Origin of the sequence: Faecalibacterium sp. I3-3-89 (genome assembly GCF_023347275.1) — a bacterium.
Lineage (GTDB): Bacteria > Bacillota > Clostridia > Oscillospirales > Ruminococcaceae > Faecalibacterium > Faecalibacterium butyricigenerans.
The window spans coordinates 1,298,726-1,325,234 of sequence record NZ_CP094468.1; the positions used below are offsets into that span (position 1 = coordinate 1,298,726).

At 56.4% G+C, this 26,509-nt stretch carries 32 protein-coding genes and 2 tRNA genes; 23 read left to right on the forward strand and 11 right to left on the reverse strand.

Annotated elements, in window-relative coordinates:
• Positions 1-7 precede the first annotated feature (7 nt).
• A tRNA-Leu gene (locus MTP38_RS05985) sits at positions 8-87 on the forward strand.
• 137 nt (positions 88-224) lie between these two features.
• Here the strand turns inward: MTP38_RS05985 and MTP38_RS05990 are convergent.
• The 3 genes from MTP38_RS05990 to MTP38_RS06000 form a co-directional block, all read right to left on the reverse strand.
• Positions 225-569, reverse strand: coding sequence for a sporulation initiation factor Spo0A C-terminal domain-containing protein (locus tag MTP38_RS05990; RefSeq protein ID WP_249234570.1), 345 nt, complete (start codon positions 567-569; stop codon positions 225-227).
• Positions 570-718: 149 nt separating this feature from the next.
• A complete protein-coding gene (locus MTP38_RS05995; RefSeq protein WP_249234571.1) occupies positions 719-1,066 on the reverse strand; it encodes a hypothetical protein in 348 nt (115 codons plus the stop codon).
• 30 nt (positions 1,067-1,096) lie between these two features.
• Entirely contained in the window at positions 1,097-2,482 is a 1,386-nt protein-coding gene (locus MTP38_RS06000; protein ID WP_249234572.1) for a hypothetical protein, read from the reverse strand.
• Positions 2,483-2,536: 54 nt separating this feature from the next.
• Between MTP38_RS06000 and MTP38_RS06005 the strand changes: the two genes are divergently transcribed.
• The 5 genes from MTP38_RS06005 (at position 2,537) to MTP38_RS06025 (ending at position 5,334) form a co-directional block, all read left to right on the forward strand.
• On the forward strand, positions 2,537-2,788 hold the full coding sequence (locus MTP38_RS06005; RefSeq protein ID WP_097780300.1) for a phage holin: 252 nt from the start codon (positions 2,537-2,539) through the stop codon (positions 2,786-2,788).
• 19 nt (positions 2,789-2,807) lie between these two features.
• Positions 2,808-3,236, forward strand: a complete 429-nt coding sequence (locus tag MTP38_RS06010; RefSeq protein WP_249234573.1) for a hypothetical protein — start codon at positions 2,808-2,810, stop codon at positions 3,234-3,236.
• A 167-nt stretch (positions 3,237-3,403) separates the two neighbouring features.
• Positions 3,404-4,579, forward strand: a complete 1,176-nt coding sequence (locus MTP38_RS06015; RefSeq protein WP_249234574.1) for a hypothetical protein — start codon at positions 3,404-3,406, stop codon at positions 4,577-4,579.
• Complete coding sequence (locus MTP38_RS06020) at positions 4,576-4,875, forward strand: STAS-like domain-containing protein (RefSeq protein ID WP_249234575.1); 300 nt, start codon at positions 4,576-4,578, stop codon at positions 4,873-4,875. Before MTP38_RS06015 ends, MTP38_RS06020 begins: the two co-directional genes overlap by 4 nt.
• 15 nt (positions 4,876-4,890) lie before the next feature.
• Positions 4,891-5,334 (forward strand): hypothetical protein, encoded by a 444-nt coding sequence (locus MTP38_RS06025; RefSeq protein ID WP_249234576.1) that lies wholly within the window; start codon positions 4,891-4,893, stop codon positions 5,332-5,334.
• 55 nt (positions 5,335-5,389) lie between these two features.
• Here the strand turns inward: MTP38_RS06025 and MTP38_RS06030 are convergent, their stop codons facing one another.
• The 6 genes from MTP38_RS06030 to MTP38_RS06055 are packed head-to-tail and all read right to left on the reverse strand — an operon-like array spanning position 5,390 to position 7,663.
• A complete protein-coding gene (locus MTP38_RS06030) occupies positions 5,390-5,743 on the reverse strand; it encodes a helix-turn-helix domain-containing protein (protein WP_249234577.1) in 354 nt (117 codons plus the stop codon).
• Position 5,744: 1 nt separating this feature from the next.
• Positions 5,745-5,999, reverse strand: coding sequence for a hypothetical protein (locus tag MTP38_RS06035; protein WP_249234578.1), 255 nt, complete (start codon positions 5,997-5,999; stop codon positions 5,745-5,747).
• Positions 6,000-6,011: 12 nt separating this feature from the next.
• Positions 6,012-6,407, reverse strand: coding sequence for a hypothetical protein (locus MTP38_RS06040; protein ID WP_249234579.1), 396 nt, complete (start codon positions 6,405-6,407; stop codon positions 6,012-6,014).
• A gap of 13 nt (positions 6,408-6,420) precedes the next feature.
• Positions 6,421-6,822 (reverse strand): hypothetical protein, encoded by a 402-nt coding sequence (locus MTP38_RS06045; protein WP_249234580.1) that lies wholly within the window; start codon positions 6,820-6,822, stop codon positions 6,421-6,423.
• A gap of 3 nt (positions 6,823-6,825) precedes the next feature.
• The gene (locus tag MTP38_RS06050) at positions 6,826-7,086 is read right to left on the reverse strand and encodes a hypothetical protein (protein ID WP_249234581.1); all 261 of its coding nucleotides are present in this window, start codon (positions 7,084-7,086) and stop codon (positions 6,826-6,828) included.
• Between the two features lie 13 nt (positions 7,087-7,099).
• Positions 7,100-7,663 carry a hypothetical protein gene (locus tag MTP38_RS06055; protein WP_249234582.1) on the reverse strand — a complete coding sequence of 188 codons (564 nt, stop codon included), beginning with the start codon at positions 7,661-7,663 and terminating at the stop codon, positions 7,100-7,102.
• Between the two features lie 407 nt (positions 7,664-8,070).
• Here MTP38_RS06055 and MTP38_RS06060 point away from each other — a divergent pair, with 407 nt between their 5' ends.
• Positions 8,071-8,280: an XRE family transcriptional regulator gene (locus MTP38_RS06060; protein WP_249234583.1), complete on the forward strand. Its 210-nt coding sequence runs from the start codon at positions 8,071-8,073 to the stop codon at positions 8,278-8,280.
• Between the two features lie 42 nt (positions 8,281-8,322).
• On the opposite strand, the gene MTP38_RS06065 is transcribed toward MTP38_RS06060, so the two are convergent.
• Positions 8,323-8,589, reverse strand: coding sequence for a helix-turn-helix domain-containing protein (locus tag MTP38_RS06065; protein WP_249234584.1), 267 nt, complete (start codon positions 8,587-8,589; stop codon positions 8,323-8,325).
• Positions 8,590-9,066: 477 nt separating this feature from the next.
• Here MTP38_RS06065 and MTP38_RS06070 point away from each other — a divergent pair, with 477 nt between their 5' ends.
• The 16 genes from MTP38_RS06070 (at position 9,067) to MTP38_RS06145 (ending at position 25,529) form a co-directional block, all read left to right on the forward strand.
• Positions 9,067-9,801 carry a LytR/AlgR family response regulator transcription factor gene (locus MTP38_RS06070; RefSeq protein ID WP_249234585.1) on the forward strand — a complete coding sequence of 245 codons (735 nt, stop codon included), beginning with the start codon at positions 9,067-9,069 and terminating at the stop codon, positions 9,799-9,801.
• Positions 9,801-11,072: a sensor histidine kinase gene (locus MTP38_RS06075; protein ID WP_249234586.1), complete on the forward strand. Its 1,272-nt coding sequence runs from the start codon at positions 9,801-9,803 to the stop codon at positions 11,070-11,072. The genes MTP38_RS06070 and MTP38_RS06075 overlap by 1 nt, the downstream gene beginning before the upstream one ends.
• A gap of 125 nt (positions 11,073-11,197) precedes the next feature.
• Positions 11,198-11,686: a hypothetical protein gene (locus MTP38_RS06080; protein ID WP_227619979.1), complete on the forward strand. Its 489-nt coding sequence runs from the start codon at positions 11,198-11,200 to the stop codon at positions 11,684-11,686.
• Positions 11,687-12,068: 382 nt separating this feature from the next.
• Positions 12,069-12,269, forward strand: a complete 201-nt coding sequence (gene rpmE / locus MTP38_RS06085) for a 50S ribosomal protein L31 (protein ID WP_005937210.1) — start codon at positions 12,069-12,071, stop codon at positions 12,267-12,269.
• Between the two features lie 205 nt (positions 12,270-12,474).
• Positions 12,475-13,200: an ABC transporter ATP-binding protein gene (locus MTP38_RS06090; RefSeq protein ID WP_368670596.1), complete on the forward strand. Its 726-nt coding sequence runs from the start codon at positions 12,475-12,477 to the stop codon at positions 13,198-13,200.
• A gap of 2 nt (positions 13,201-13,202) precedes the next feature.
• Positions 13,203-14,075, forward strand: coding sequence for an ABC transporter permease (locus tag MTP38_RS06095; RefSeq protein WP_249234587.1), 873 nt, complete (start codon positions 13,203-13,205; stop codon positions 14,073-14,075).
• A gap of 14 nt (positions 14,076-14,089) precedes the next feature.
• A complete protein-coding gene (locus tag MTP38_RS06100) occupies positions 14,090-15,535 on the forward strand; it encodes a GldG family protein (protein WP_249234588.1) in 1,446 nt (481 codons plus the stop codon).
• A gap of 12 nt (positions 15,536-15,547) precedes the next feature.
• Positions 15,548-16,498: a DUF4340 domain-containing protein gene (locus MTP38_RS06105; RefSeq protein ID WP_249234589.1), complete on the forward strand. Its 951-nt coding sequence runs from the start codon at positions 15,548-15,550 to the stop codon at positions 16,496-16,498.
• A gap of 302 nt (positions 16,499-16,800) precedes the next feature.
• Complete coding sequence (gene potA, locus MTP38_RS06110) at positions 16,801-17,847, forward strand: spermidine/putrescine ABC transporter ATP-binding protein (RefSeq protein ID WP_227619975.1); 1,047 nt, start codon at positions 16,801-16,803, stop codon at positions 17,845-17,847.
• Positions 17,848-17,853: 6 nt separating this feature from the next.
• Positions 17,854-18,669 (forward strand): ABC transporter permease, encoded by an 816-nt coding sequence (locus tag MTP38_RS06115; protein ID WP_249234590.1) that lies wholly within the window; start codon positions 17,854-17,856, stop codon positions 18,667-18,669.
• The gene (locus MTP38_RS06120; RefSeq protein WP_227619973.1) at positions 18,669-19,517 is read left to right on the forward strand and encodes an ABC transporter permease; all 849 of its coding nucleotides are present in this window, start codon (positions 18,669-18,671) and stop codon (positions 19,515-19,517) included. The genes MTP38_RS06115 and MTP38_RS06120 overlap by 1 nt, the downstream gene beginning before the upstream one ends.
• Positions 19,514-20,746 (forward strand): ABC transporter substrate-binding protein, encoded by a 1,233-nt coding sequence (locus MTP38_RS06125; RefSeq protein ID WP_227619972.1) that lies wholly within the window; start codon positions 19,514-19,516, stop codon positions 20,744-20,746. The genes MTP38_RS06120 and MTP38_RS06125 overlap by 4 nt, the downstream gene beginning before the upstream one ends.
• Before the next feature lie 59 nt (positions 20,747-20,805).
• Positions 20,806-21,558, forward strand: coding sequence for an acyl-[acyl-carrier-protein] thioesterase (locus tag MTP38_RS06130; RefSeq protein ID WP_249234591.1), 753 nt, complete (start codon positions 20,806-20,808; stop codon positions 21,556-21,558).
• Positions 21,559-22,027: 469 nt separating this feature from the next.
• The gene (locus tag MTP38_RS06135; RefSeq protein ID WP_249234592.1) at positions 22,028-23,542 is read left to right on the forward strand and encodes an IMP dehydrogenase; all 1,515 of its coding nucleotides are present in this window, start codon (positions 22,028-22,030) and stop codon (positions 23,540-23,542) included.
• Positions 23,543-23,853: 311 nt separating this feature from the next.
• Positions 23,854-25,371 (forward strand): nicotinate phosphoribosyltransferase, encoded by a 1,518-nt coding sequence (locus MTP38_RS06140; protein ID WP_227619968.1) that lies wholly within the window; start codon positions 23,854-23,856, stop codon positions 25,369-25,371.
• Between the two features lie 74 nt (positions 25,372-25,445).
• Positions 25,446-25,529, forward strand: a tRNA-Leu gene (locus MTP38_RS06145).
• 103 nt (positions 25,530-25,632) lie between these two features.
• Here the strand turns inward: MTP38_RS06145 and MTP38_RS06150 are convergent.
• On the reverse strand, positions 25,633-26,499 hold the full coding sequence (locus MTP38_RS06150) for a tRNA 2-thiocytidine biosynthesis TtcA family protein (RefSeq protein WP_227619967.1): 867 nt from the start codon (positions 26,497-26,499) through the stop codon (positions 25,633-25,635).
• Positions 26,500-26,509: the final 10 nt, after the last annotated feature.

The following is a 26,509-nucleotide window of genomic DNA, read 5'->3' on the forward strand; positions in this document are numbered from 1 at the left end:
TTTCCGTGCGGGAGTGGCGGAATGGCAGACGCGCTGGTTTTAGGCACCAGTTCCAACGGAGTGAGGGTTCGACCCCCTTCTCCCGCATAATCAAAAAGAGCGCTGATTCGTTTTGAATCGGCGCTCTTTTCTGCTTAAAAACCCGTTTTGTAACCCACTTTTGGTAGGGAAACAACAAAAACACTCCAAAAATACTTTAAAACGGAGCTGAGAAGCAGCTTTTATCAGCTTCGAGCAATCGTATTATATAGAATTTCCAAGAACTGCACCGCCGAAGGGCAGCCATCCAACGGATAACCGGCCATCCTACATACCGTGTCAGGACAGTTGTGCCACGCAGTCTGTGCGGCTCGACGAATAGCGCTTTGAATGCCAGTCCAGTCGCAGCGATCCGCCTCAGCAATAGGCATATAGATTTCTTTCTGAACCGCGCCCAGCCGGTCTTCCTGCTCAAAGATCCTTACGATACAGGCGCATATCAGGTGATAGGAGCGAAGGTTGCGAGTTATGCCCATTGGGCGAAGAATCTTATCGAGCTGAGACCCGATATTGTTTTTGTTGATTGTCATATTTTAACACATCCTTTCCTATTGAATTTAATCGATATAGGTCTGAATGTGTTAAAAATGTTGTTATGAGTCGAAATAAGTTGAAAAGGAAAGCAAAAGCGCCCCCGCCTCGAGAACATCCGAAGTGGGGGCGTTGTCATGCTATGCAGTTAGGGGCGACAGCTCAATGTACGCGCTTCTTCATCCTCGCCATCCACGACCGTTGCGTTTTCAGGAGTGAACTCTGTCTTCGGCAGCGAGAACACCGGCACGGGTTCGCTGGTGTCGCCGCCATCACTCACACCCCACTCGGTTTTCAGCGCATCCAGCTGGGTCTGCATCGTGGTGTTGCCATTGGCCGCACCTTCAAAGAGCGTAACGATAAGATTTTTGGCTGTGGTCGAAATAGTATCCGAACTGCCCGCTTTCTCTGCCTCAACGATGCCCTCCTCGATGTGGTTCATCTGCGCTGCGGTCAGGATGGAACCATCCTTGAAATTCTGTTTGGTGTAGCTCATATTATTCTCCTTTGTTCAATGCTGCTTTGCCTAAAACTGCACAGGGATCAGCTTCACCGTGATCTTCTGGGACGCCGAGAACATACCGCAGGAAACCGTGACGTTGGCGGTGCCGTCCTTCAGCGGGCGGTATGCGCCATACTCTCCGGCGTCCAGAACATCGTCCGCATCCTCCCACGTATAGACGACGGGGTCGGTGCAGTTTTTGGGGGAGATGGTCACGCCCAGACGGGTATGCTTTTTGTACTGCTCCGTGTGGGTCTCTTCCTCGAAAGCGACGCCGGTGCACTCGAAAAGCTTTTCCGGCGTGTTGTTGAAGAAATTGTTTTTGCGGTAAATAAGGCCATTGATGGCGTTTCCCAGACGGGTGTAGCGCGCTCCCTTGATGGTGATGATGTTGTTCTGCACGTACTGGGGGCCGCCGCGCATCTCGTACTGGCGCACATCGCACTCTTGGGCGAAGGTCAGGTCAAACTTGTTGTCCCGGATGGTGCCTTTATTCCAGTTGTTGTGGAAGATAGCGCCGCCCTGTGCGTCTGCGGTGATCTCCATTTTGATTTGGTTGCCGACGACCTCGCCTGCGCCGGACATCCATGCAAAGCCAGCATTCGTGAGTTCCACGACGTTGTCCCGGACGACGTCGCAGTCCCAGAAAAGGCCGTACAGAGAGCCGTGGAAGACGTTACTAACGACCTCTTTGGTGCTCGAAGGCCCGTACCCGCACTCTACATCGAAGTAATTGTCCCGTAGAGCGCCCATCCGGTAGCAGATGCGTCTTCCGCTGTCTCCCTTCAGGCGGATGCGGCAGTTCTGGATGACCGTGCTGCCGTCCTTGCGGTCATTCCCCTGTACCAGCAGAGGGTGCGCACCCTTGTATGCATCCACTTTTTCCATATCATCGGGCTGCTCTAAGTAGAGGTCGCAGTTGTCCACCACGGCATGGGTGCCGTCGCCTAGCATACGGAACAGCGTGTTGCAGCGCTTTACCTGCACGATACAGTTCTCCATCCGGACATCGGCGCGTTTGCCGCTCTGGCCCAGTGTGATGAACCATGCGGGGTAGAAGCCTCGGGCACGGTATTTCTCGTCGTCCACATCGTAGAAGTTGCAGGCGGAAATGAGGACATGCTCCACAGTGCCGCCCCAGCCCCAGACAGCAAAAACTTCGTCGCCGCCCGCCTTGTAGAAGTCACAGTGCAGGAAGCGGATGTTTGAAGAACCATAGTCGTTCGCCCAGTTGCGCACCCAGATGCCGCCCTCCTTGCAGGCACTCAACTGCCGGAAGACGTTGTTCTCAAAGAGGAAGTCATGGTTAATACCATACAGATCCATACAACCGCGGTTCTGGGTGTTGATGTCGCAGTCAAAGACGCAGTTCCTGATCTCCACATCCCGGCTGCACTGGAATCGCAGCATGGTGTTCGTCTGGCAAGTGTCCGCTGCACGGAAAGTCAGGCCATCGATCCGGATATGACGAATAGCAAAGTGTCCATCGCTACGCTGGCCCGCACGGCCGCTCTGGCGTTCGCTCTGGCAAATCAGGTTTCGAGCGCAGCCGGGAAGCCCCTGCTGCCCATCGAAAGTTCGGAGGTGGAACAGTTCGTGACCACCGGCCTGACCATTGCCACCAGCGTTGCTGCATGGTGGAAGAACAACAGTTTTACCGCCGCCGCCATCGAAGGTGATAAGCGGATGAACAGCCTGAAGAATCAGGTCCACTGAATGAAAGGAGTAACCGAATATGAATGAGTTTACGAGAAGCCTGCTGTACGTCGCCCTGCTGGTCTGCGTCCCCATCGTGACCGCCTGCATCCAGAAGGGCATTGCCGTGTTCATCGAGTTCATCGTGGCAAAGACCAACGACATCAAGGTGCAGCGCCTCGTCCGCGAGATCGGCAGCGCGGTATCCAACGCCGTAGCCGCGATGAACCAGACCTACGTCAACGACCTGAAGACCGCCGGGACGTTCAAGGAGGCCGAGCAGAAGGAAGCGCTTATGAAGGCCGTGTCCGCCGCTCTGAAAAGCATGAGCAGCGACGCGCAGGACTATATCAAGAGCAACTTCGGCGATACGACCCAGTACCTCGAAAACTGCATTGAGGCCCAGATCGATGCCAACCACGTCGCCGCCAAGCAGGCCGCTGCCCAGAATACGCTGAATCTGGGCTGAGTCAGCGCAAAGTCAGCGTAAAATGAAAAAAATCCCCCGTATTTGACCCATAATAAGGCAAATATGGGGGATTTTTTGTTGTTAGTGTCTAAAATATGTGCTATAATGGTCCTGAAAGCACCATAGTATATCGGTATGATTATAGAACTGTTAAATCGGTGGCATGTATGAAGAATATAACCCTGCTTGAGCGGCAATTGCAGAATGCGACATCTGCTAAAGCGCATATCCCTGTTTTCTTTCCGGATGGAAAATCCTGTATATTTTATGGAAATCAGCAGGTGTTAACAGTCGATGCGGTCTCCGAACTCATCGCGGGGCTTTTTCTTACCGTTCACAGCAACAGCCAGCTTTCATCAATTATAATTGCATTTCCGAACGGCGTGTTCGACGAAAAATTCACATACGTTTTGTTAGAGTGTTACCTAGAACATATCATTGCTGACCACGGTATATCTGTACAATTGCTTTACAATAAGAAAGAAACGAATATTTTTACCGATGGCATCGGACAGTCACCCCTATGTGCCCTAGAGAAATCCACACAGTCTAGCATGGATTTTGTCCGTCAATTTAGATTTGGCGTTGGCAAGAATTATTATCGTAAGCTTTTTTTAGCAAATGAAAATTCTGACGAAACATTGTCGTCGGCAATTACAACATTGTGCTTGTTCTTTGAGGGGCTTGGAATTACAAAGACTCGCAGCGACTTGCTTTCTGAAGTTGCTGTAGAACTTGTTGGAAATGCGCTTGAGCATAGTTACTCAGATTGTTTTCTTGATATTGATGTGACGCCACGCGACTATGTTCGCCGGAATAATCCAACTGGACCAAAGTATTACGGCGTAAATATTTGCGTTGTTAATTTTTCGCCGACCTTGCTTTCGTCTCAAATACAATCAAAGCTATGTGTCAACCCCGAGTTACGCGATAAGAGTGACAGCGCCCGGTATTGGCGATTGCGTAAAATCTATATGTATCACAGACGGTTTTTCAGGGAAGACTATGGCGATGACGAATTTTTCATGTTAAGCGCTTTCCAAGATCGCATATCCGGCAGACCGAACGAATATCTTACCGGCGGAACCGGACTTCCGACCTTAATAAAATGGCTTGAGACTCAGGCCGATAGCAACAACTGTTATGTGCTTTCGGGGCGACGAAAGATGCAATTCTTACAGCCGCTTTTGGAGTATGATGCAGAACATTGGATTGGAATGAATCGGGAGCATGACTTCCAGCATTGTGTTCCGGATAAGAATGTTTTCTTGCCATTTCCGATCTACTTTCCCGGAACCGCATACAACTTGAATTTCGTTATGGAGACGGAGGACAGACTATGACTGAACAAAAGGTCGCTCTCGAAATAAGGGATAGGAGCTTAACAAAACTCGCCGGAAACAGCTATGGCCGAAAGTTATTCAGCGAGCAGGTTGATGGAAAGATTGATCTTGACCAACCTTTTACCATTGAATTTCCAGAGCAAATTGATTATTTGGCATCTTCCTTTATTCAGGGCTTTTTTGGAAAAATTTATACTGAAATCGGGCGAGAGGGAATGGAAAAAAATTTCGACATCATCGCTCCAAAAATCGACAATCCCAAAAAAGTTATCCTCGATCGATTGATGCTTATGTAAAGGACGGTGCAGTAAGTGATTGACGTTATTTCTGCCGTTTTGTCTCTTTTTGCAATCGTAGTATCCATCTATGCTGCGTTTACAGCGAATAAATCGGCTGCTGCTGCGATTCGCTCTAGTAATTGCGGTGTTATTTTTGATGACTACCTCATCAAGAAAATTCCGCAGGCCAGAACGACGCTTAGGTTTGATGATAAAGGCATTTTGTGCAATGGAAACAATCTCTGTGATGCCTTGGCTGACATGAGTATGGCTGCACTCTTTTACAGGTACGACGATAAAATATTTTTTGATAAGCTGGTAAAGGAATGCAGCTCGCTTGAAGATTTGATTGTCGAAGCAGGAAATAAGCCAAAGCGATTTGAAGACAATCAGCATGAATTCTGGCAAGCGGTTCAAAAATCCTTGGAATCAATTTACCGGCTTATCGATAAAAAGCGCGTCGGTGGCAAATTATAAATCCTACATAGAAAATCCCCTGTTGGCAATGAAAGCTAGCAGGGGATTTTTTTGTTTATCGGATGGTGCTGTAGAATTCAATCAACTTGGACAGCTTTTCAATGTCCGACTTTTCCATTCCGGAAAGTATCTTGACTGCCTTTTCAGAAAGACCGGTAGTGTCACACGAAATTCTAATATCGGCATCTATCGTGCTTGCATCGGTCAGACCCAACAGATAATCAGCAATGACACCGAAATATTCCGTGAGTTTCATAATAGAATCTCCTCTTGGAGTCTTGTTTCCGTTTTGCCAATCAGACAAAACGCCAACCGACACATTCAAATCTTTTGCCAGCGAACGCACAGTAATCCCGCTTTCGTCAATAAGCGTTCTCAGCCTCGGAGCAAATTTTTCAATGTTACTCATTTTACTTCGCCTCTTTCCATAAATCTCCGTTGTATACGCGAACCAGCACCCAGTCGGACAGCGGTTTGACGTTCCCGGTCCAGTCCCGGAGGGCTTCATCGGTGCCGCAGGCCTCGCAGATGTACACGCCCTTGGCGTGGCGGCTCAGTGCTCCGTGGGTCAGTTTGTCCGGCATCCTCTCGCCGCAGCGGGGGCACAGCGGCCAGCCCTGCTGCTGGTCATAGAGCATCTTTTCGATAGCTTTTTCGTCCGTCATTGTACTTCCTCCTCAAACGTCTCGGCTAACCGAGTGATATGCAAACCAGTGACCGCGCCGCCGGAACAGATAGAACCAATTCGTGAACTCCTGACCTGTACAGTCATAAGGGCTGTTGTAACTCTTCAAATAACGATGGTTAAGAAACCAGTTGGTAGCGTCCATCTCGTGTGCCTCGTCCAGCTTATCAGGCAGCTGAACAAGCTCCAGACGGCCGTCATAGTCGGCGCAGATGATATGCACGTCAGGGACGGGACGGTTGTTGTAATTCCGAATCTCCCTCTTAATGGTTGCCGCCAAGTTTTTCACGGCAGCCCTCTTTTCGGCAGAAGCCGGAACATCGCTCTGCATGAATATTAAGAGTGCATACGCATCCCGCAGCCTCTCGTTATCGGTAATACTGAACATGGTCACCACCTCCTTACTTCATGTTCTGGCGTTCCCACATCAGCCAGCGGTTCACTTCCTCGCCGGGCATGGACTTCGGTTTACTGGTTTCGATGTACTCCCGCTCTCCGAAGATCTCCAGCTGGTCGATATCGTCGGGCGACTGGGTGATAATCTTTGCAGGCCAATCGCACCCGCCGGGAATCTCAATGCGCCACAGGTACAGGTTATCGTCAAAGTAGAAATCGTTCGGGATGTACCGCTCTTCTGCATCGGTGCCCTCGATGTCCCAGATGTATTTTCCAAGGGCACCGACAACCTCCAGCCGGGTGGGAGCCTTGTCGCGGTCATTCATATCGTACAGCTTGATAGCACAATTGGTGCTGTTGCGGAAGGAAACCTCGGAAATGGTGCCAGTGTATTTGTAGAGTTTCATGTCTTAGACCTCCTTGACTTCCACGGTCTTGAGGCTGCCCTCGATGTAGCCACGGCCACGCAGATGTTCGCAGCTCCAGCAGAAACCGATTGCTCGCTCACGGATGAAGTAGGCGGTATGGTCCGCACGATCCTCATTGAATGCGGCGCGGATTTCTTTTGCCCGCTCGTCTTCCACCAGAATAGAGGCGCTGGCCTCGCCGATTTCGCCGTTCTGACCGTGCTTCATGTCCTTGGAATCGTAAGTAAAGATTACCTTTTTCATTGTTTTGCCCTCCTCAGTGCAGCTGTGCGCTGTGCTGGCGATATTTGACGGTGTACTTGCCACAGTTCTTGGTGACCTTGATGTCACCCATGACGACCCGCCGGACACCGAACTTCTCGTGGATGTACCTTTTGACCATCGGAGCGGCCTTTGTGGTCACATCCACCGCACTGTCATTGCTGCGGCGGCTCTTGTAGCGGCCAAACCGCTTCTCCTCGGCGGCGTTTGCTTCCTCCTCTGTACCGTAGAATCCATCCTGTGCGTGGTTGTTCAGACGGTAGAACTTCTTGCTGCTGATGACCTCCAGACGCTCATTCCAGACGGTGCTCCAGCGTTCTTCCTGATTGGGCTTGATGTCGTCCTTGACCCGGCCGACAATCAGCTCCACGCCCTCAGTACCGAGGTAGTTGTTAAACGTGGTGAGCAGCACCCGGATGATCTCGGTGCCGTTGGTGAGGTCGATGTGAGCGACCTCGCCCTGGCTGCCGCCCATCGTTCCGGCGTTGATGCAGTAGCCCTGTGCCATGTAGCTGCTGGCTGCGGCGGTGAACTCGCAGTTAATGTCAATGAACTTCATGCTGTTACCCTCTTGTCTTTCTGGCCTTACTCTGTTAAAATAGAGGGCGGCCGGGGTAAGGCTCCCGGCTCGCCGTTGGTTCGGTGTTGAAGATCAGTTGCTTTGGACGGTGGCTGGTCTTCTTTTTTACTCTTCCATAATCTTCTTGACGCTCTCACGGAGCTCTTCCAGCGTTTCACACTTCTCGATGAGTTCGAGGATTGCTTTGAGTAACGCCTTGGTTACGTTCATGTCTTCCATTCACCTCACTCCTTTCTGTAAGGGGCTTTCGCTCTCTGCCTTACATCTTTATTATACAGGATTTCCTTTATGTTGTCAAGGTTTTTCTTTAAGTTTTTCCTGAATTTTTCAATTTTTTTCTTGACAGAATAAAGGAAAGCCTATATAATGAAACTGAGGTGATAAGTATGGAGTTCTCCACGAAAATCAAAATGGCCGAGGCCGTAGCCAGAATGAAAGAAGCTGAACTTGCCCGGCAAATCGGTACTACACCGCAGGCGTTCAACCAGCGGATGAAGACCGGGAAGTTCAAATACGAGGAGTTGGAGCAGATTGCAGCCGCCCTTGGCGCAGAACTGATTGTCAACTTCCGATTTCCGGATGGAACCGAGGTATGAAAAAAGCCCGGACGAATAAACGTCCGGGCAGGGGAGAGGTGCTTACTTTTTGCGGTTATTGCTCACCGTTTTCGGGATTCGCCGGACCTCTTTTACTCTGCGCACCTCATTCGGCTCATAAATAAGTAAGTCGCTGAGTGTGCAGTCCAGAGCTTCACAGATAAGGTCGAGGTCATCCAGATTGACCCGGTCGGAGAAGTCATGGTACATTTCGTTGATGGTCTGGCTGCGGATCCCGGTGGCGCGAGCAAGTTCGCTCTGTGTCATCCGCCGTTCGCCAAGGCGGGTGGACAGCATAATCCTAATCATAGCCTGTATCTCCTTTGCCAAGAATTTTACCGATTTGAAACCGGCTTGTCAGGATTTTGGCAGAAAAATACAGATTCCGGCAAATTCTTCCGAAAAATGGGCGAAAACAACAAAAATCCTCGGTTCTCACATTTACAAAAGAGCCGAAGATTTTTACCATTGTTCAACGAGTCGGTATCTCGCAGCACAGGACGAACACACTTCCGACCATCTGAATAGTTACATTGGAACGGAGCGTTCGTACAGCCTCACTTCCGCTGCATAAAAAATGGCCCCAAGCCCATGCTTGGGGCCATTTTTTATCTTGCGGAGAAGAGGGGTCGAACAGCACGGCCGCCCGCAGGCGGCAAGCAATCAGCCCGGCAATCTCGAGGAGAGTCTGCCAGCGCGGCTTGACGAACACCCACAGAATCCCTATACTATAAGGAGTAGAAGAAGCAAGAAATAAACAAGAGAAGGGACTGTGTAAATCCCCTTATGCTGAAAATCGCATTCTGTGACGACGAAACCGCAGAGATCGCGCAGCTGGAAGAGCTGCTGGAAGAATATGCCGCTGCCCGAGGGCAGGAATTTGTCCATACATCCTACCAAAGCTCGGTGGAGCTGATGGCAGACATCGAGAAGGGCAAACACTTCGACATCATGCTGCTGGATATTCTGATGCCGGGCGAGAACGGGATGACGGCGGCCCGGGAGGTTCGGGAGCACGACACCAACGTAAAGATCATCTTCCTCACCGCAAGCCCGGAGTTTGCGGTGGAGTCCTATGCGGTGGATGCGTGGTATTACCAGCTCAAGCCCATCCGGCAGGAGGACTTTTTCCGCCTGATGGACTCAGCCTGCGCCGCCTGCAGCAAAGAGCAGACCCACAGCCTCATCCTCCGCAGTAAAAACGGCATCGTCCGGGTAGAGCTGGAAAAGCTGGTCTACTGCGAGGTGATGGGCCGGACGCTCACCTTCCACCTGAACAGCGGGGTCGTGCTGGAGAGCATGGGCCGGCTGGACGACCTCTGCGATCAGCTCATGCCCTACCCGAACTTCCTCCGCCCCCACCGCTCCTTCCTCATCAATATGGAGTACATCGCCAACATCGCAGCCCGCTCCATCACGATGCAGGACGGGGCCGAGGTGCCGGTGCCCCACGGAAAATATTCGGAGCTGAAAAACCGCTACCTGAGCTATATTTTTGACCGAAAGCAGGTGGTCATGTAGTGAACGCTCTTACTGTACCAAACGGCGTTGCCGTGGCGCTCTTTGGCATCGCACTCTCGGCAGCGTTCTGTGACATCAGCTGGACGAAGAAGAACTGCATTATATTGGCGGTCGGCTCAGCAGCCATCCTCCTGCTGCAGGGGGCCATCACCTTCGGGGCGAGCTGGGATGCGATGCAGGAGCTGTATCCCTTTACGACCCATCTGCCGCTTGCCATCATCCTCAGCGTCCTCAGCGGAGATTGGCTCTGGCCCACCATCTCCGTTTTTGCAGCATACCTGTGCTGTCAGCTCCGGCGCTGGGCGGCGCTTCTGGTGGTCGCGCTGATGCCGACCCCCGCCGACTGGCTGCAGCCTGCCATTGAGATGCTGGTCACATTGCCGCTTCTGGCCGCCCTGCTGCGCTATGTCGCGCCGTCGGCCCGCAGCTTTGCCCGGTATCCGCGCTCGATGCAGCTTCTGTTCGGGGTAGTGCCGCTGGCAGGCTACCTTTTCGACTATGTGACCCGCATTTATACGAGCCTCCTCGCCGACGGCAATCAGGCAGCGGTGGAGTTCATGTTCTTTGTGAGCAGCGTGATGTATATCGTTTTCATCTTCCGGTTCTCGGCGGAGGAGAGCGCCCGCGGCCAGCTCGAGCAGACCCGGAACAACCTCAAGCTGCAGGTCGGTCAGGCGGTGCGGGAGATCGAGGCCTTGCGCACCTCCCAGCAGCAGACCCGCGCCTACCGCCACGACCTGCGCCACCATCTGCAATACATCTCCGCCTGCATCGAGAACGGCAGGGGAGAGCAGGCGCAGGAGTACATCCAGAGCATCTGCTCCGAGATAGAGGCCAGCAAGGTGACGATCTACTGCGAGAACGAGGCTGCGAACCTCATCTTCTCGTCCTTTGCAGGCCGGTCGGAGAGCTGCGGTGTGCCGCTCAACATTCAGGCTCATATCCCGCAGCTCATCTCCGTGGCGGAAACGGATCTCTGCGTGCTGCTCTCCAATGCGCTGGAAAATGCGCTCCGGGCCTGCCGCAGGATGAAAGCGGAGAATGGCCCTGCATACATTGAAGTTACTGCCCGGGAAAAGAACGGGCATCTCTTTTTGCAGTTCGTCAATCCCTGTCCGGAGGGGATACAGTTTGAAAACGGCCTGCCGGTGACCAACGCCGAAGGACACGGCATCGGTGTGCGCAGCATCTGCGCCATCGTAGAAAAGTACAAGGGGCTTTCGGACTTTTCGGTGCAGGAGGGGCGCTTCATTCTCCGCGTTTCTTTGTGAACCGGGTCGATTGAGAGCAGTTTTGGGGCGAATCGTGTCAAACTGCCCGCCGCAGGGGCAGAAAAGAGTATACTGGAACCAGACAAAATGTGCTCTCTGAATATCGCACAAGGAGGAAAAGTTTTATGAAACGTATCACTTCTCTTGCGCTCAGCGCGGCACTTCTGGCCTCGCTTTCGACACCGGTGCTGGCCGCGCCGGCCATCTCTGTGGATGCGGCCCCTACGGCAGCTGTGCTGGAAGAGGAAAACTCTTTGTGGGAGCTTCCGCAGGCAGACACGCCGGACATGAGCAACACGGTCTGGTCGTTTGCCGGCGGCTACATCGACGGCGGCGAGATGACTCAGGCCGAGATGGACGAGTCTCTGGCGGCATACGGCGGTACGCTGCAGTTCACCTTTGATGCCGCAGGCGGCGCAAAGATGATTCAGGGCGGCGGCACGCTGAACGGCACTTACCAGTATCTCGACGACGGCAGCGTGGGCGTCATCTTCGACTACAACGGCGAGGAGCTGCGCTACGCCTGCATCTTTACCTGGACGGACGAGGACGAGCTGCTCATGGTCGCCATCTCGGATGTGGAGGGTGCCGATGGCATTTACTTTGTCCAGTAAATTTGTTTCATCGTGTCTTTCGGATGCGATGTAGATAAGCCTTGTCCGGGTTTCCGGCTTCGTTGGCTGCTTTCAGCGGAAAGGCAGCTTGCCCTGCGGGAGCCGGGATGCCCACCCCGGACAAGGCTGGAGGAATCAGAGACAGGCCCGGCAAATGCTGCCGGGTCTGTTTTCTTATCGAAAAAGCTGGGGAGAGAAGGACTTTTCTGAAAAAAGGGAAGAAAATCTCAAATCACCTCTTGCATTTTTTTCGGAGAGTGCTATAATATTAAAGCAATCGTTTCCAAGGCCGCTCGAGGGGGTAGCCGATATTGAAGGTTGTGATGGGCACATACATTAAATATGGCCCCAATAAGTCAGAACCAGAAATGAGGTGAAAAGAATGAAACAGGGTATCCATCCGAACTACGTTGACTGCACCATCACCTGCGCTTGCGGCAACGTCATCAAGACTCGTTCCACCAAGCCCGAGATCCACGTCGAAGTTTGCTCCAAGTGCCATCCTTTCTACACTGGTAAGCAGAAGCTGGTTGACAGCGGCGGACGTGTTGAGCGCTTCAACAAGCGCTTCGGCCGTAAGTAATTGCATCGATTACTGGTCATCCAAGAGCGTCGTTCCCCTTGCGGGGAGCGGCGCTCTTTTTTGCGTCCGGGCGCAGAAAATGCCGAAACAGCGCCAGAAAAGCAATATTTGGAAACACACACAGGTTTATCTTATTTCTGACACATTTTCGGGCTAGAATGATGCAGACATTCCCAATAACTTCTTGAAAAAAGGAGCGTTTTTTGTGATAGAAGTATCTCACCTTACGAAGCGTTACGGCAGCCGCCTCGCCGTGGACGATGTATCCTTCACGGTGGAGGATGGCGTCATCTACGGCCTGCTTGGCCCGAACGGCGCAGGCAAATCTACCATCATGAACATCCTCACCGGGTATCTCGCTGCCACCGAGGGGCAGGTGACGGTAGCGGGCCACCCGCTGCCCGAGGAAGCCGACGCCGCCAAAGCCTGCGTGGGCTACCTGCCGGAACAGCCGCCCCTCTACCCGGAGATGACGGTGGCCGAGTATCTCGACTTTGCCGCGGAGCTGAAGGGCGTGAAGAAAGCAGACCGCCCCGCACAGGTGCAGTCTGCCGCCCGCCGCACCGGGCTGGAAGACGTTCTGCCCCGACTCATCCGCAGCCTGTCGAAGGGCTACCGCCAGCGGGTAGGCGTGGCACAGGCGCTGCTGGGGAGTCCGAAGCTCATCATTCTGGACGAGCCGACGGTGGGCCTCGACCCGGCGCAGGTCATCGAGCTGCGCCGCCTCATCCGGGAGCTGGGCCGCACCCACACGGTCATCCTGTCCAGCCACATCCTCAGCGAAGTAAAGGCCGTCTGCGATAAGGCGCTCATCCTGTCGCAGGGGCATCTGGCCGCTGTGGTGGACCTTACGGAAGAGCAGCGGGATCTGGAAGAGCTTTTCCTTGCGCTGACGGCTCCGGAAGCGGCTTCGGACAAAAAGGAGGACTGACGATGTTTGCCATCTACAAGCGGGAGCTGCACAGCTTTTTCCACGGCATGATGGGCTATGTGCTCACAGCCTTTCTGCTGGCGGCCTCCGGCATCTATTTTCTGGCGCTGAACCTCGGCTACGGTCTGACGGATTTCGGCTATTATACGCTTTACCGCACCATTTTTATGCTTCTGCTCTATTTTCCGGTGCTGGCCATGCGCTCGCTGGCCGAGGAGCGCCGCGCCCGCACCGACCAGCTGCTCCTCACCAGCCCGGTATCGGTGTGGGGTATCGTGGCGGGCAAGTATCTGGCTCTCTGCACCGTATTCGCGCTGCCCTGTCTGGCCGACGGCGTCATGATCGTGGTGCTCTGGCTGCTGGGCAGCACGGCCTCGGCCTGCGGTGCGAATTTTGCTGCGCTGCTGTGCTATTTTCTGCTGGGCTGTGCGGCCATCGCGGTCTGTGAGTTCTGCTCCGGCCTCACAGAGAACCAGATCATCGCGGCGGTCATGGGCTTTTCGGCCCTGCTGCTGGCCTATATGATGCCCAGCCTCCGCAGTATGTTCAACGCGGGCAGCGCGGTGGCACTGGTGGTCTTTACGGCCCTGTCGGCGGGGGCATCCCTTGCACTGGGTCTGCGCACCCGGAGCTTTACGCTGGGCTGCTTTGTGTTCGCGGCCCTCTGTGCCGGTCTGAGCGCGCTGTTCCTCCTGCGCAGCACATGGCTCACCGAGGCCTTCAGCGCCGTGCTGAGCGCCCTCTGCCTCTTTGCGCCCTTTGAAGAGTTCGTCAACAACAGCTTCTCCATCCCCACGCTGGTCTATTATCTGACGACAGCGGTGCTCTTCCTCTTCTTTACGGCGCAGGGCATCGAGAAGCGCCGCTGGAACTGAAAGGGGGACTGACCATGAAGAAATTCGAGAAAAAGAGCGCAGGCCCGCTGGAGCGCCTCCGCCTGAAAAGCGGTATATACGCCGCCTCTTTCACCGTGCTGGCCATCCTGCTGGCTGTCCTGCTCAACCTCATCGTCCGGGCTGTCCCGGCGAAGTACACCGAGTTCGACCTTTCGGAGGCGGGTCTTTACTCCCTCAGCGACAGCTCCAAGGAGATCGCCCGGGGCCTTACGCAGGATGTGAACATCTATTATCTGGCCGAGACGGGCAGCGAGGACGCCATTCTCACAAAGCTGCTGGATCGCTACGCCTCCGAGAGCAGCCACATCCGGTGGGAGCGGAAAGACCCTGCTGTTTACCCGACCTTTGCAGCCCAGTATGGCGTTCAGTCGGCGGAGAACGGCAGCCTCATCCTCGTCTCAGGGGAGAAGAGCGTCGTGCTGGAAGCATCGGACCTCTACGATTACGACTACTCCGACTACTACGCCACCGGCAGCTACAGCGTGACCTTCGGAGGCGAAAACAAGCTCACCGCTGCCATCTACCGCGTCACCAGCGGCGAGACGCTCCATACCTACTACACCACCAACCACGGCGAGCAGGCCCTGACGGACACCCTCATCGACGCCTTGGAGGGCCAGAACCTCGCGGTCAGCCCCCTCGACCTGCTGACGGATGCCATCCCCGACGACTGCGACCTGCTCATCGTCAACACCCCGCAGCAGGACTTTGCAGCGGCGGGCAGTCTCGTGGATGAGATGTCGGCCCTCCGCGCCTATCTGAAAAACGGCGGACGCCTGATGCTCACCACCGACAGCTACTACTCCACCCCAAACCTCGACGCCCTGATGGCCGAGTTCGGCCTGAGCCGGACGCCGGGCCTTGTGGTGGAGGGGGACAGCGGCCACTCCCTGAGCGGCTACCCCTACTATCTGCTGCCCGACTACGCCGAAGACACCGGGAGCGGCATACTGGACGGCATCGACACCAGCCGCCGGGTACTGCTTCAGATGGCGCAGGGCATCACCCTCACCGAAACGGAGGGCGTCACCTCCGAGCCTCTGCTGGTCAGCTCGGAAAGCTCCTACAGCAAGACGGCAGGCTACGAGATGACCACCGCCGGGCAGGAGGAGGGCGACCCCGACGGTCCCTTCACGCTGGCGGCTTACGCCTCCAACAACGCCACTGGCGCTGAGGTCATCTGGGTCAACTGCGGCAATATGGACAACGAGGCCGTCTACCAGACCGTCCCCGGCAACGTGACCTTCTTACAGGGCTGTGCGGCCGCTCTGGCCGGGCAGGAGGGGACGACCCTCGTGGAGTCCAAGGCGCTGGAGGCCGCGCCCATCACCATCCCGAACCACACCGCCGCCGCGCTGGGGCTGGTGTTCGTCCTCATCCTTCCGGCGGCTGTGCTGGCCGTGGGTGCAGTGGTCGTACTGCTGCGCCGCCGCAAATAAGGGGGCAGGGCGATGAAAGCAAAACAGCGCACCCTTGCGTTCCTGCTGGTGCTCGTCCTCGCCGCCGGGGCGGCGCTGGCCCTGCTGACCCACGCGAACCGGAAAGCCGAACAGGCCGCCAGTGAGGCTAAGGACGGGAGTATCCCCCTGCTGGACGTGACCGGAGACACGCTGGAACAGGTGGCAGTCCAGTATGAAGGAGAAACCCTGACCCTTCTGCCCGGCGATGGGTGGACGCTGGCCGAAGACCCGGACTACCATCTGGACGACTCTGCCTGCGACACCATCCGCACCGCGCTGGCAGACATGAGGGCAAAGCGCCAGCTCGAGGCACAGCCCGGTGAGGACTACGGCTTCGATGCGCCCCGGCTTGTCGTGAATGTGACGGCGGCGGGGGAGCGCACCACCCTCACGGTAGGGGCTGAGAACCCTGTCACCGGCGACGTCTACGTCCGCCGGAACGGGGAGGACACGGTCTACGCCGTGGATGCGGCCAAGTTCCGCTGCATGGAACAGACCAAAGCCGGGCTGTTCGGGGAGTTCAGCCCGGCGGGCATCACCGTCTCGGACATCGAGGCCCTGCGCTATACCCTCCAGAGCGGCGAGGTGGTCAGTCTGCAGGCGGTCTCTCAGCCCACCGGGGCCGACAGCACAGCCTATCAGACCGTCTGGCGGCTTACAGATGCGCCGGATGCTGCACTGGATGCCGACAAGACGGATGCCCTGCTGGCCGCGCTGGCCAGCTATGTCACCGGGCAGGACACCGCCGCAGACCCCTCCGCCTGCGGCTTCGATGACCCGCTGGTGACGGCGGAGGTGACGACAGCGGACGGCACGGCTGTCCTGACCTACGCCATCGGCACCGACGGCTATTACATGATGGTGTCGGGGGACGACTCGGTCTACACCGTGGACGGCCAGACCGTGGCGGCACTCTGTCAGACCGCAGAGCAGTTAAAATAGGCTTTTCCCGGACAGCATCCCTGCCCACTCAGGCGCCCGCGCGCCGGCTCTCCTTTTGGGAGAGCTTTTTTGTTGCAGCGAGAGATGGATGGATGCAGGTCAAAGTTTCGGCAAACATCAGCAGAGCGATTGACATTTTGACAAAGATTGTTTAAGATAGACAAGAAAGGGCAGAATAACTGCGCAATGTTACGGTCGTCATGGATGTTGTGCGGGGAAAAGTCACCCTAGTGCGAAAGAGGGATGGGGCGAAAGACCCCTTCTTTTTTCGTATCTGAGTTACAAGGAGGATATAGGAAAAAATGAACAACTCGGTGATCGTTTCACTGCGAGACATCGTAGTGGACTTTGATGGTCAGCGCATTCTGGATGGGCTGAACCTCGACATCCATGACAAAGAGTTTGTGACGCTGCTGGGACCCTCCGGCTGCGGCAAAACCACCACCCTCCGCCTCATCGCAGGCTTTCTGGAGCCGACCTCCGGCAAGGTGCTTCTGAAGGGCGAGGACATCACGGGCGTGCCGCCCTACAAGCGTCCGGTGAACACCGTGTTTCAGAAGTACGCGCTGTTCCCCCATCTGAACGTCTTCGAGAATGTAGCCTTCGGCCTCCGCCTCAAGAAGATGGACGAAGAGACCATCCGCCGCAAGGTGCGGGATATGCTGGAGGTCGTGGGCCTGAAAGGCTTCGAGCGCCGCAGCATCGGCCAGATGTCCGGCGGCCAGCAGCAGCGCGTGGCCATCGCACGCAGTCTGGTCAACGAGCCGGAGATCCTGCTTCTGGACGAGCCTCTGGGTGCACTGGACCTCAAGCTGCGCAAGGAGATGCAGCTGGAGCTGAAGCGTCTGCAGCGCGAGATGAACATCACCTTCATCTACGTCACCCACGATCAGGAAGAGGCCCTGACCATGTCCGATACCGTCGTCGTCATGAACGGCGGCAAGGTGCAGCAGATCGGCACCCCCGAGGACATCTACAATGAGCCGAAGAACGCTTTCGTGGCAGACTTTATCGGCGACTCCAACATCGTGGACGGCGTGATGCACCGCGATTTCCTCGTCTCCTTCTCGGGCGTGGATTTCCCCTGTGTGGACCGCGGCTTTTCCCGGGAGCAGAGCGTGCAGGTGGTCGTCCGTCCCGAGGACATCGAGGTGGTCTCCCCGGTGGAGGGCCAGCTGGTGGGCGTCGTCAATGACGTCATCTTCAAGGGCGTCCACTTCGAGATGCACGTCGAGTGCGAGGGCCGTGAGTGGCTCATCCACTCCACCCGCGCCTGCACGCCCGGTGAGACCATCGGTATGCGCATCGGCCCCAACGAGATCCACATCATGGCGCGTTCAGAGGGGTGAGGCTGCATGAAGATTTACGATAAGAAGCTGGCCTATCCGTACTTTGTATGGATGGTGCTGTTCACAGTGGTGCCCTTGTTCATCGTGGTGTACTACGCCTTGACCGATGCCAGCGGCAGCTTTACGCTGAATAATCTGGTGGCCATCAGCGGCTATGGTTCGGTGTTTGCCCGGAGCCTGCTGCTGGCCCTTATCGCCACGGTCGTCTGCCTCGTCCTCGCGTTCCCGGTGGGGTACTTCCTCTCCCGGCTGCGCGTCAACAAGCAGCACATCATGCTGATGCTGGTGATGCTGCCCATGTGGATGAACTTCCTGCTGCGCACCTACGCATGGATGGGCCTGCTGAGCGTCAACGGCCCCGTGAATGCGGTGTTGGGCGTGTTCGGCCTCGGACCCTACACCATGCTGAACACCTCCGGCGCTGTGGTGCTGGGCATGGTGTACAACTATGTGCCCTATATGATCCTGCCCCTCTACACCAGCATGACCAAGATCGACCAGAGCATCGTGGAGGCGGCGCAGGATCTGGGGGCTTCCACCACCAAGACCCTGCTGCGGGTGCTCATCCCCATGAGCGTGCCCGGCATCAGCACCGGCATCACGATGGTGTTCGTCCCGGCGGTGTCTACCTTCGTCATCAGCCGTATGCTGGGCGGCGGCTCCAACCTGCTCATCGGCGACCTGATCGAGATGCAGTTCCTCGGCAACAGCTACAACCTCAACGTCGGCTCTGCCATGAGCCTCGTGCTGATGATCATCGTGCTGCTCTGCATGAGCTTCACGTCCAGCTTCGACGAGGATGAGATGGAGGGTGTGTCCTGATGAAAACGAAACATCTGCGTCTGATGCAGCGCGCCTATGTCATCCTGTTCTTCTGCTTCATGTACCTGCCCATCGCGTATATGATCGTGTTCAGCTTCAACCAGAGCAAGGGCTACTCGCTCTTCACTGGCTTCACCCTCAAGTGGTACACCAGCCTTTTCCACAATGCGTCGATCCTGCACGCGCTGTGGGTGTCGCTGGAAGTGGCCCTCATCTCGGCCATCATCGCCACGGTGCTGGGCACGGCGGCCTCTCTGGGTATCGCGTCCATGGGCCGCAAGAGCCGTCTGCTGGTGACGAACATCACCTATATTCCGGTGGTCAACCCCGAGATCATCACCGGCATCTCGCTGATGCTGCTCTTTGTGGCGTACCAGCGCTTCGCGGGCGGGCTGGACTTCTTACCGGATAACATCATGGGCCTGCCCACGCTGCTCATCGCCCACATCGCGTTCAATGTGCCGTATGTCATCTTCAACGTCACGCCCAAGCTCAAGCAGCTGGACATCAAGCTGTATGAGGCGGCACTGGATCTCGGCTGCGACCCCAAGCAGGCGTTCTTCAAGGTCATCCTGCCCGAGATCAGCCCGGCCATCTTGTCGGCCTTCCTCATCTGCCTGACCTATTCCATCGACGATTTCATGATCTCCTATTTCAACTGCGGCACGGTGGAGACGCTGCCCATCGCCATCTACTCCATGACCCGCAAGAAGGTCAGCCCGGAGATCTACGCGCTGTCCACCATCATGTTCGTGGTCATCCTGACCATCATCCTCGTCTCCAACGCCATGGAGAGCCGCGGCTACCGCCGCGACCAGCGTGCACTGAGAGGAGGAGATGCGAAATGAAGCGCTTTGTCATTCTTCTGCTGACGGCTGTGCTGGCGTTGACCATGCCGCTGTCGGCTCTGGCTGCGGGCCAGATCGAGGTCACGGAGGATGTGTCGGTCTCGGATGACTACGACTGGACCCGCTTCAAGGGCCAGAACGTCACCCTGAACGTCTACAACTGGGGCGAGTATATCTCCAACGGCTCAGACGACAGCGTGGACGTGGTGGCCGCCTTCGAAAAGCTCACCGGCATCAAGGTCAACTACACCACCTTTGACTCCAATGAGTCCCTCTACGCGAAGCTGAAATCCGGCGCGGCCAACTACGATGTCATCATCCCGTCGGACTACATGGTCGCCAAGATGATCGCAGAAGGGATGCTGAAACCGCTGGACTACAGCAACATCCCGAACTTTGCGAACATCGACGAGGCCTACCGCAACGCGGATTACGACCCCGAAAACGCCTATACGGTGCCCTATATGCTCTGCACCACCGGCATCATCTACAACACGACGATGGTGGACGAGGCCCCGGCCAGCTGGGCCGACCTGTGGGATGAGCAGTACGCGGGCAATATCCTGATGTTCAACAACAGCCGCGATGCCTACGCCATCGGTGCGTTCAAGAGCGGAAACAGCATCAACCCCCAGACCACCGAAGAGGTGGACGCTGTGGTGGAGGAGCTGAAGGCTCAGAAGCCGCTGGTACAGGCCTACGTCATGGATGAGATCTTCGATAAGATGATCGGCGGCGAGGCGGCGGTCGGCGTCTACTACTCCGGCGACGCCATCACCATGATCGACGACAACCCCGATCTGGCCTGGGTGTTCCCGGAGGAGGGGACGGTGCTGTCGGTGGATAGCATGGCCATCCCCGCCGCCAGCGAGCATCAGGAAGCCGCTGAGATGTTCATCAACTTCATGTGTGAGCCAGACATCGGCAAGGCCAATGCGGAGTATATCGGCTACACCACCCCCATGCAGGCGGTATGGGATATTCTGGACGAAGATCTCAAGTACAGCGAGATCGCCTATCCCTCCGAGGAGATCGCGGCCAAGGAGAAGGTCTTTACCGCGCTGAGCGATGAGGTCAACAGCGAGCTGGACGTGAAGTGGAGCGAGATGAAGAGCTACGACGAGGGCGGCAGCGGGTATCTGTTCCTGATGCTGCTGCTGGCGATGCTGGCTCTGGCCTGCTTCAACATCTGGCGCAAGGTGCGCAGGAAAACGCGCAATATGTATTGATCCTGCGGGGGCTGTGCGGAGGCGTACAGCCCCTTTTTGTCGAGGAAAGGGAGAAAACGATGAGTGAATACAGAAGTTATACTGAGCATATGACCGTGCTGGACGGCGACAGCGATTTCCGCTGCTGCCTGAAGCCCAGCGCCCTCTTCCGCTATGTGGAACAGGTGTCGGCAGACCACGCCCGGGCCTACGGCATGGACCACGCCTTTTTTAAGGAGCGCCACAGCGCGTTCCTCGTGGGCAAACAGGCCCTCCGGGTCTGGCGGATGCCGGGCCGGGCCGAGAAGATAGCGCTCACGACGGCCTGCGAGACCTTCAAGAAGGGCACCATGAAGCGCCTGACCACCATCACCAGCGAGACGGGAGAAAAGCTGGCCCTCGTGGACTGCCGCTGGATGGCCGTGGATACAGAGGCAGGGCGTATCCTGCGCACCCCCGGCTGGAACACGCCGGACTTCCAGAACGACGACCTGCCCGAAGAGCTGCCCCAGATCGTCCACAAGAGCCAGCCACTGACGGCGGCAGGGGAGCGCCGGGCCAGCTACTCCATGTGCGACCTCAACGGCCACATCAACAACTCCCTCTATCTGGACATCGCCTGCGACGCTCTGCCGCAGGAGGTGGTGGAGGCTGCGCCGCTCTCCTTCGCCTCCATCAAGTACCACCGCGAGGTGCCGATGGGCCAGAGCGTGCAGGTGTTCTACGCCCCCTCGAAGGAGGGCTGGTATGTGCTGGGCCGGAGGGAGGAACACGCGGCCTTTGAGTGCTATCTGGAGTTCGGGGAGCCTGTCACAGAATCTTTACAAAAATAATTACAAAGAAATTACAAAAAACTATTGCAAAAATCCTTCAAAAGAGTTACAATATGGTTACAGGAAGGGCGACGCCCTTCTGGATCATGAAATCTTTTTCTTCTTGTTTTTGGAATATCGGGTGTCTGCCATCCTCCTCCGGCTGTTCTCCTTCACAGCTGTCGGCGGACACCGCACAGGCGATATTCCGCTTCGTGTGCAAAAAGGCCCGTCCGAGACTGGACGGGCTTTTTTGCATCCCCAAAACCGGAGAAGCCCGGCTCATGCTGGGGGAAAGTATGACCTTGCACCAATTTGGTGGTCAATTTGCCTGTTTTTCTGCAAAGGACATTTATAAAGTTTGGCGGGGCAGGGGTTTGTATTCTGCAAGGATTTGTGATAAAGTATATACAATCAATTCCTAAGTCGAAAACATGAAATTGTTTTGATGTGATCCGTTGTTGATGCGTTAAGAAAAAGGAGTTTGAACATGGCTTATTTTTACGAAGAACCCTCCCGTACCTTTGGCGAGTACCTGCTGGTGCCGGGCTACTCTTCTGCCGAGAACGTCCCCACGGCGGTCAGCCTCAAGACCCCGCTGGTCAAGTACCGCAAGGGCGAGGAGGCCTGCCCGCTGGAAATGAACATCCCCATGATCAGCGCCATCATGCAGTCTGTCTCCGGCGATAAGCTGGCCATCGCGCTGGCCCGTCAGGGCGGCGTCTCCTTCATCTACGGCTCCCAGAGCATCGAGAACGAGGCCGCTATGGTCCGCCGCGTCAAGAGCTTCAAGGCAGGCTATGTCGTCTCCGACTCCAATCTGGCCCCCACCGCCACCCTGCATGATGTGCTGGAACTGAAGGCCCGCACCGGCCACTCCACCATCGCCATCACCGCCGACGGCACCCCCAACGGCAAGCTGCTGGGCATCGTGGCTTCCCGCGATTACCGCGTCAACCACACCCCCGACGACGCCTCTGTCACCACCTTCATGACCCCCATCGAGAAGCTGGTCACTGCTCCGGAGAACACCTCTCTGCACGACTGCAACAACATCATCTGGGACAACAAGATCAACACCCTGCCTCTGGTGGACGCCGAGGGCAACCTGAAGTATATCGTCTTCCGTAAGGATTACGATTCGCACAAGCAGAATGCCAACGAGCTGCTGGATAAGAACAAGAGCTATGTGGTCGGCGCCGGCATCAACACCCGCGACTACGCCCAGCGCGTGCCCGCACTGGTGGAGGCTGGTGTGGATGTCCTCTGCATCGACTCCTCCGAGGGCTACTCTGAGTGGCAGAGCCGCACCATCGGCTGGATCCGTGAGCACTACGGTGACACCGTCAAGGTGGGCGCAGGCAACGTCGTGGACGCCGAGGGCTTCCGCTTCCTCGCCAAGGCTGGCGCAGACTTCGTGAAGATCGGCATCGGCGGCGGCTCCATCTGCATCACCCGTGAGACCAAGGGCATCGGCCGCGGTCAGGCTACCGCTGTCATCGAGGTGGCCAAGGCCCGCGATGAGTACTTCAAGGAGACCGGCATCTATGTCCCCATCTGCTCTGACGGCGGCATCGTCCACGATTACCACATCACCCTCGCTCTGGCCATGGGCGCAGACTTCGTCATGCTGGGCCGCTACTTTGCCCGCTTCGATGAAAGCCCCACCAACAAGGTGCGCATCAACGGCCAGTATATGAAGGAGTACTGGGGCGAAGGCTCCAACCGTGCCCGCAACTGGCAGCGCTACGACCTCGGCGGCTCCACCAAGCTGAGCTTCGAGGAGGGCGTGGACAGCTACGTCCCGTATGCCGGCCCGCTGGCGGACGGCGTCCAGACCACTCTGTACAAGGTCAAGAGCACCATGTGCAACTGCGGTGCACTCTCCATCCCCGAGCTGCAGCAGAAGGCCAAGCTGACCGTCGTGTCCTCCACCTCCATCGTCGAGGGCGGCAGCCATGACGTCGTGCTGAAGAACGCTACCCCCAGCATCATGAACGGCTGAGTTTGAAAAAATGAGCACCTGCGGCGCTGATGAGGCGCTGCGGGTGCTTTTTGCATCCACAGAAGCAGGGGAGGGCCTCCCCGAAACGGCGGAATAAAATGCCGGTAAAGAACCTGCAAAAAACATTTTTCTTTTCTGCCGTCATTTTCTGCCAAAACCTCTTGCGTCGGCCCGTCAAAGATGCTATAGTGGTACAAACGCCCTGTCATGACAGGACGAAACGTGCGCTGTGCCCGAAAATGCGCGGTGGCGCAGAGCTGGTTTGGCAGCACCCGCTGTGAGGGTGTGCAGAAAAAGAGAGGAAACTTTTCATGAGTGAGATCAAAGTTGTGCCGTACATCCCGGATGAGGACTACGACAATCCGGCAATGGTCGTTGATTTTTATGAGTTCACGATGGCCAACTGCCTGTTTTTAAACGGCTTTAAGAACACCACCCTTGTCTTTGATATGTTCTTCCGCAAGAACCCGGACAATCAGGGCTATTCCATCAGTGCAGGCCAGCGCAAGCTGACCCGTTTCCTGCTGAACTACCACTTCAACGAGCAGGACGTCCACTGGCTGCGTACCAAGGGCATGAGCGAGGAGTTCTGCGAGTATCTGCGCACCTACCGCTGGAAGGGCGATATGTACGCCCTGCCGGAGGGCACGGTCTGCTATCCTCATGTCCAGATGGTGCGCATCGAGTGCGACCTCGTGGGCGCGATCCTCATCGAGACCTACCTGCTCCAGACCATGAACTTCCACAGCCTCATCGCTACCAAGGCCACCCGCATCACCGGCCTGAACACCCACACCCCCCGCAGCGTCATGGAGTTCGGCACCCGCCGCGCACAGGGCGAGAGCGCAGGCAACGACGGCGCATATGCGGCCGTTCTGGGCGGCTGCATCGGCACGGCCAACTGTCTGGCTGAGATGAAGTTCGGCTCTGAGGTCAAGGCCGTGGGCACGGTGGCCCACAGCTTCATCGAGTTCTTCCCGACCGAGTTCGACGCCTTCAAGGCCTTTGCCGATACCTACCCGGACTCGGTGAGCCTGCTGCTGGACACCTACAACATCATGGAGAGCGGCCTGCCCAACCTCATCAAGCTGGACGACTACCTCATCGAGAAGTATCCCAATGACCCCAACCGCCGTGTCAAGAGCGCCCGCATCGACTCCGGCGACCTCGCCCGCGGCTCCAAGCGTCTGCGCAAGGCGTTGGATGCAGCAGGGAAGTCCTACATCAAGCTGGTGGCCTCCAACGGTCTGGACGAGAAGAAGATCGCCAACATGGAGCTGTACGAGCACGCACACTTCGACTCCTACGGCGTGGGCGAGAACCTCATCACCTCCGCCTCGGACCCCGTCTTTGGCGGCGTGTACAAGCTGGTGGCGGTGAAGCGGCCGGACGGCACCTATCAGCCCAAGATGAAGTGCTCTGACTCTGCCAGCAAGGCCATCATCCCCGGCAAGAAGATGCCGTGGCGTCTCTATGACGAAAATGGTCAGGCCCAGTGCGACCTCATCGCAATGGACGGCGAGGTCATCGAGGCGGGTAAGCCGGTCACGATGGTCAACCTCGACTCCGACGCCATCGAGCGCACTGTCACCTTCGTCCCCACCCGGGTCAAGCAGCTGCTGGTGCCCCACATCCTGCACGGTGAGCTGGCCATTGAGCTGCCCTCCATCGCGGAGAAGAAGGCCTATATCGCAAAGCAGCTCACCGAGGAGACTTGGGAGAGTGAGCTGCGCATCGAGATGCCCCATAAGCACTACGTCAACATGACCCCGGCTGTGGCGGACTGCCGCTCCCGTATGTACGCAGAGCTGCACGGCGGCAAGGTTTAACTTGACAAAACAGCATTTCTATTGTATCATATGAGCTGCCGCTTGCAGGAATGTGGGCGGCAGCTCATTCAGAAGCCGCTGTGGTGAAATTGGCAGACACGAGGGACTTAAAATCCCTTTCTGGAGACAGAGTACGGGTTCGACCCCCGTCGGCGGCATGGAAAAGCCCCCGGAAGCGTAACGCTGCGCTTCCGGGGGCTTTTTGCGTCTCGAGAAAAGATACCGGACTTGGGTATTTGCCCTATTGGAGGGGGTATTATATTACTCCCTGTTAAGCTCTTCCTCCTGCGCGTGGAACCGCTCAAGGAAGCTGTGCTCCACGCCCTCGGATTTATAGCCGGGCATGGTGTCCAGCGCCACGGCGTGGATGCTGCGGAAGATGCTGTTCTCGATGTTAGGGTTGTCGCGTTTCAGTCGGCGGAGCAGGATCTTCGTCTCCTGCCGCTTGGAACCGCCGCCGCCATTGTCGCACATGGTGCAGTTCTCAGTGAAGCGGCAGGCGCACTGGATGAATTCCAGCTCGTTGTATCGCTTCCATGCCAGAATATCCTCTTCCCGGATGCAATACATCGGGCGGATGAGGGTCATGCCGGGAAAACTGGTGCTGTGGAGCATGGGGGGCATGGCCTGCAGCTGGGAGCCGTAGAACATACTCATGACGGTGGTCTCGATGACATCGTTGAAGTGGTGGCCCAGTGCGATCTTGTTGCAGCCCAGCTCCTTGGCCTTGCTGTAGAGGTGGCCGCGGCGCATCCGGGCGCAGAGATAGCAGGGGTTCTTGTCGGTGTTGTTGGCCACCGAGAAGATGTTGCTCTCAAAGATGGTCACGGGGATGTGGAGAAGCTCGGCGTTGGATTCGATCTTCTGGCGGTTGATCTCGTTGTAGCCGGGGTCCATCACGAGAAAGACCAGCTCGAAGGGCACATCGCTGTGGCGCTGCAGCTCCTGCATGAGCTTTGCCATCAGCATCGAGTCCTTGCCGCCTGAGATGCAGACGGCGATCTTGTCCCCGGCTTTGATGAGCTCGTAGCGCTTGACCGCCACGATGAAGGGGGTCCACAGCTCCTTGCGGTATTTTTTGATGATGCTTCGCTCGATGAGCTGGTAGGGTTCCATTTCGCGTTTCATGGTTCTCTGT

What these genes read in the sequence shown, in the direction of transcription:
- MTP38_RS05990 (WP_249234570.1), bottom strand. Translation starts at nt 569, where the DNA reads ATGACAATCAACAAAAACAATATCGGGTCTCAGCTCGATAAGATTCTT.
- MTP38_RS05995 (WP_249234571.1), bottom strand. Translation starts at nt 1,066, where the DNA reads ATGAGCTACACCAAACAGAATTTCAAGGATGGTTCCATCCTGACCGCA.
- MTP38_RS06000 (WP_249234572.1), bottom strand. Translation starts at nt 2,482, where the DNA reads ATGCTGCGATTCCAGTGCAGCCGGGATGTGGAGATCAGGAACTGCGTC.
- MTP38_RS06005 (WP_097780300.1), top strand. Translation starts at nt 2,537, where the DNA reads ATGACGAATAGCAAAGTGTCCATCGCTACGCTGGCCCGCACGGCCGCT.
- MTP38_RS06010 (WP_249234573.1), top strand. Translation starts at nt 2,808, where the DNA reads ATGAATGAGTTTACGAGAAGCCTGCTGTACGTCGCCCTGCTGGTCTGC.
- MTP38_RS06015 (WP_249234574.1), top strand. Translation starts at nt 3,404, where the DNA reads ATGAAGAATATAACCCTGCTTGAGCGGCAATTGCAGAATGCGACATCT.
- MTP38_RS06020 (WP_249234575.1), top strand. Translation starts at nt 4,576, where the DNA reads ATGACTGAACAAAAGGTCGCTCTCGAAATAAGGGATAGGAGCTTAACA.
- MTP38_RS06030 (WP_249234577.1), bottom strand. Translation starts at nt 5,743, where the DNA reads ATGAGTAACATTGAAAAATTTGCTCCGAGGCTGAGAACGCTTATTGAC.
- MTP38_RS06035 (WP_249234578.1), bottom strand. Translation starts at nt 5,999, where the DNA reads ATGACGGACGAAAAAGCTATCGAAAAGATGCTCTATGACCAGCAGCAG.
- MTP38_RS06040 (WP_249234579.1), bottom strand. Translation starts at nt 6,407, where the DNA reads ATGTTCAGTATTACCGATAACGAGAGGCTGCGGGATGCGTATGCACTC.
- MTP38_RS06045 (WP_249234580.1), bottom strand. Translation starts at nt 6,822, where the DNA reads ATGAAACTCTACAAATACACTGGCACCATTTCCGAGGTTTCCTTCCGC.
- MTP38_RS06050 (WP_249234581.1), bottom strand. Translation starts at nt 7,086, where the DNA reads ATGAAAAAGGTAATCTTTACTTACGATTCCAAGGACATGAAGCACGGT.
- MTP38_RS06055 (WP_249234582.1), bottom strand. Translation starts at nt 7,663, where the DNA reads ATGAAGTTCATTGACATTAACTGCGAGTTCACCGCCGCAGCCAGCAGC.
- MTP38_RS06060 (WP_249234583.1), top strand. Translation starts at nt 8,071, where the DNA reads ATGGAGTTCTCCACGAAAATCAAAATGGCCGAGGCCGTAGCCAGAATG.
- MTP38_RS06065 (WP_249234584.1), bottom strand. Translation starts at nt 8,589, where the DNA reads ATGATTAGGATTATGCTGTCCACCCGCCTTGGCGAACGGCGGATGACA.
- MTP38_RS06070 (WP_249234585.1), top strand. Translation starts at nt 9,067, where the DNA reads ATGCTGAAAATCGCATTCTGTGACGACGAAACCGCAGAGATCGCGCAG.
- MTP38_RS06080 (WP_227619979.1), top strand. Translation starts at nt 11,198, where the DNA reads ATGAAACGTATCACTTCTCTTGCGCTCAGCGCGGCACTTCTGGCCTCG.
- rpmE (WP_005937210.1), top strand. Translation starts at nt 12,069, where the DNA reads ATGAAACAGGGTATCCATCCGAACTACGTTGACTGCACCATCACCTGC.
- MTP38_RS06095 (WP_249234587.1), top strand. Translation starts at nt 13,203, where the DNA reads ATGTTTGCCATCTACAAGCGGGAGCTGCACAGCTTTTTCCACGGCATG.
- MTP38_RS06100 (WP_249234588.1), top strand. Translation starts at nt 14,090, where the DNA reads ATGAAGAAATTCGAGAAAAAGAGCGCAGGCCCGCTGGAGCGCCTCCGC.
- MTP38_RS06105 (WP_249234589.1), top strand. Translation starts at nt 15,548, where the DNA reads ATGAAAGCAAAACAGCGCACCCTTGCGTTCCTGCTGGTGCTCGTCCTC.
- potA (WP_227619975.1), top strand. Translation starts at nt 16,801, where the DNA reads ATGAACAACTCGGTGATCGTTTCACTGCGAGACATCGTAGTGGACTTT.
- MTP38_RS06115 (WP_249234590.1), top strand. Translation starts at nt 17,854, where the DNA reads ATGAAGATTTACGATAAGAAGCTGGCCTATCCGTACTTTGTATGGATG.
- MTP38_RS06120 (WP_227619973.1), top strand. Translation starts at nt 18,669, where the DNA reads ATGAAAACGAAACATCTGCGTCTGATGCAGCGCGCCTATGTCATCCTG.
- MTP38_RS06125 (WP_227619972.1), top strand. Translation starts at nt 19,514, where the DNA reads ATGAAGCGCTTTGTCATTCTTCTGCTGACGGCTGTGCTGGCGTTGACC.
- MTP38_RS06130 (WP_249234591.1), top strand. Translation starts at nt 20,806, where the DNA reads ATGAGTGAATACAGAAGTTATACTGAGCATATGACCGTGCTGGACGGC.
- MTP38_RS06135 (WP_249234592.1), top strand. Translation starts at nt 22,028, where the DNA reads ATGGCTTATTTTTACGAAGAACCCTCCCGTACCTTTGGCGAGTACCTG.
- MTP38_RS06140 (WP_227619968.1), top strand. Translation starts at nt 23,854, where the DNA reads ATGAGTGAGATCAAAGTTGTGCCGTACATCCCGGATGAGGACTACGAC.
- MTP38_RS06150 (WP_227619967.1), bottom strand. Translation starts at nt 26,499, where the DNA reads ATGAAACGCGAAATGGAACCCTACCAGCTCATCGAGCGAAGCATCATC.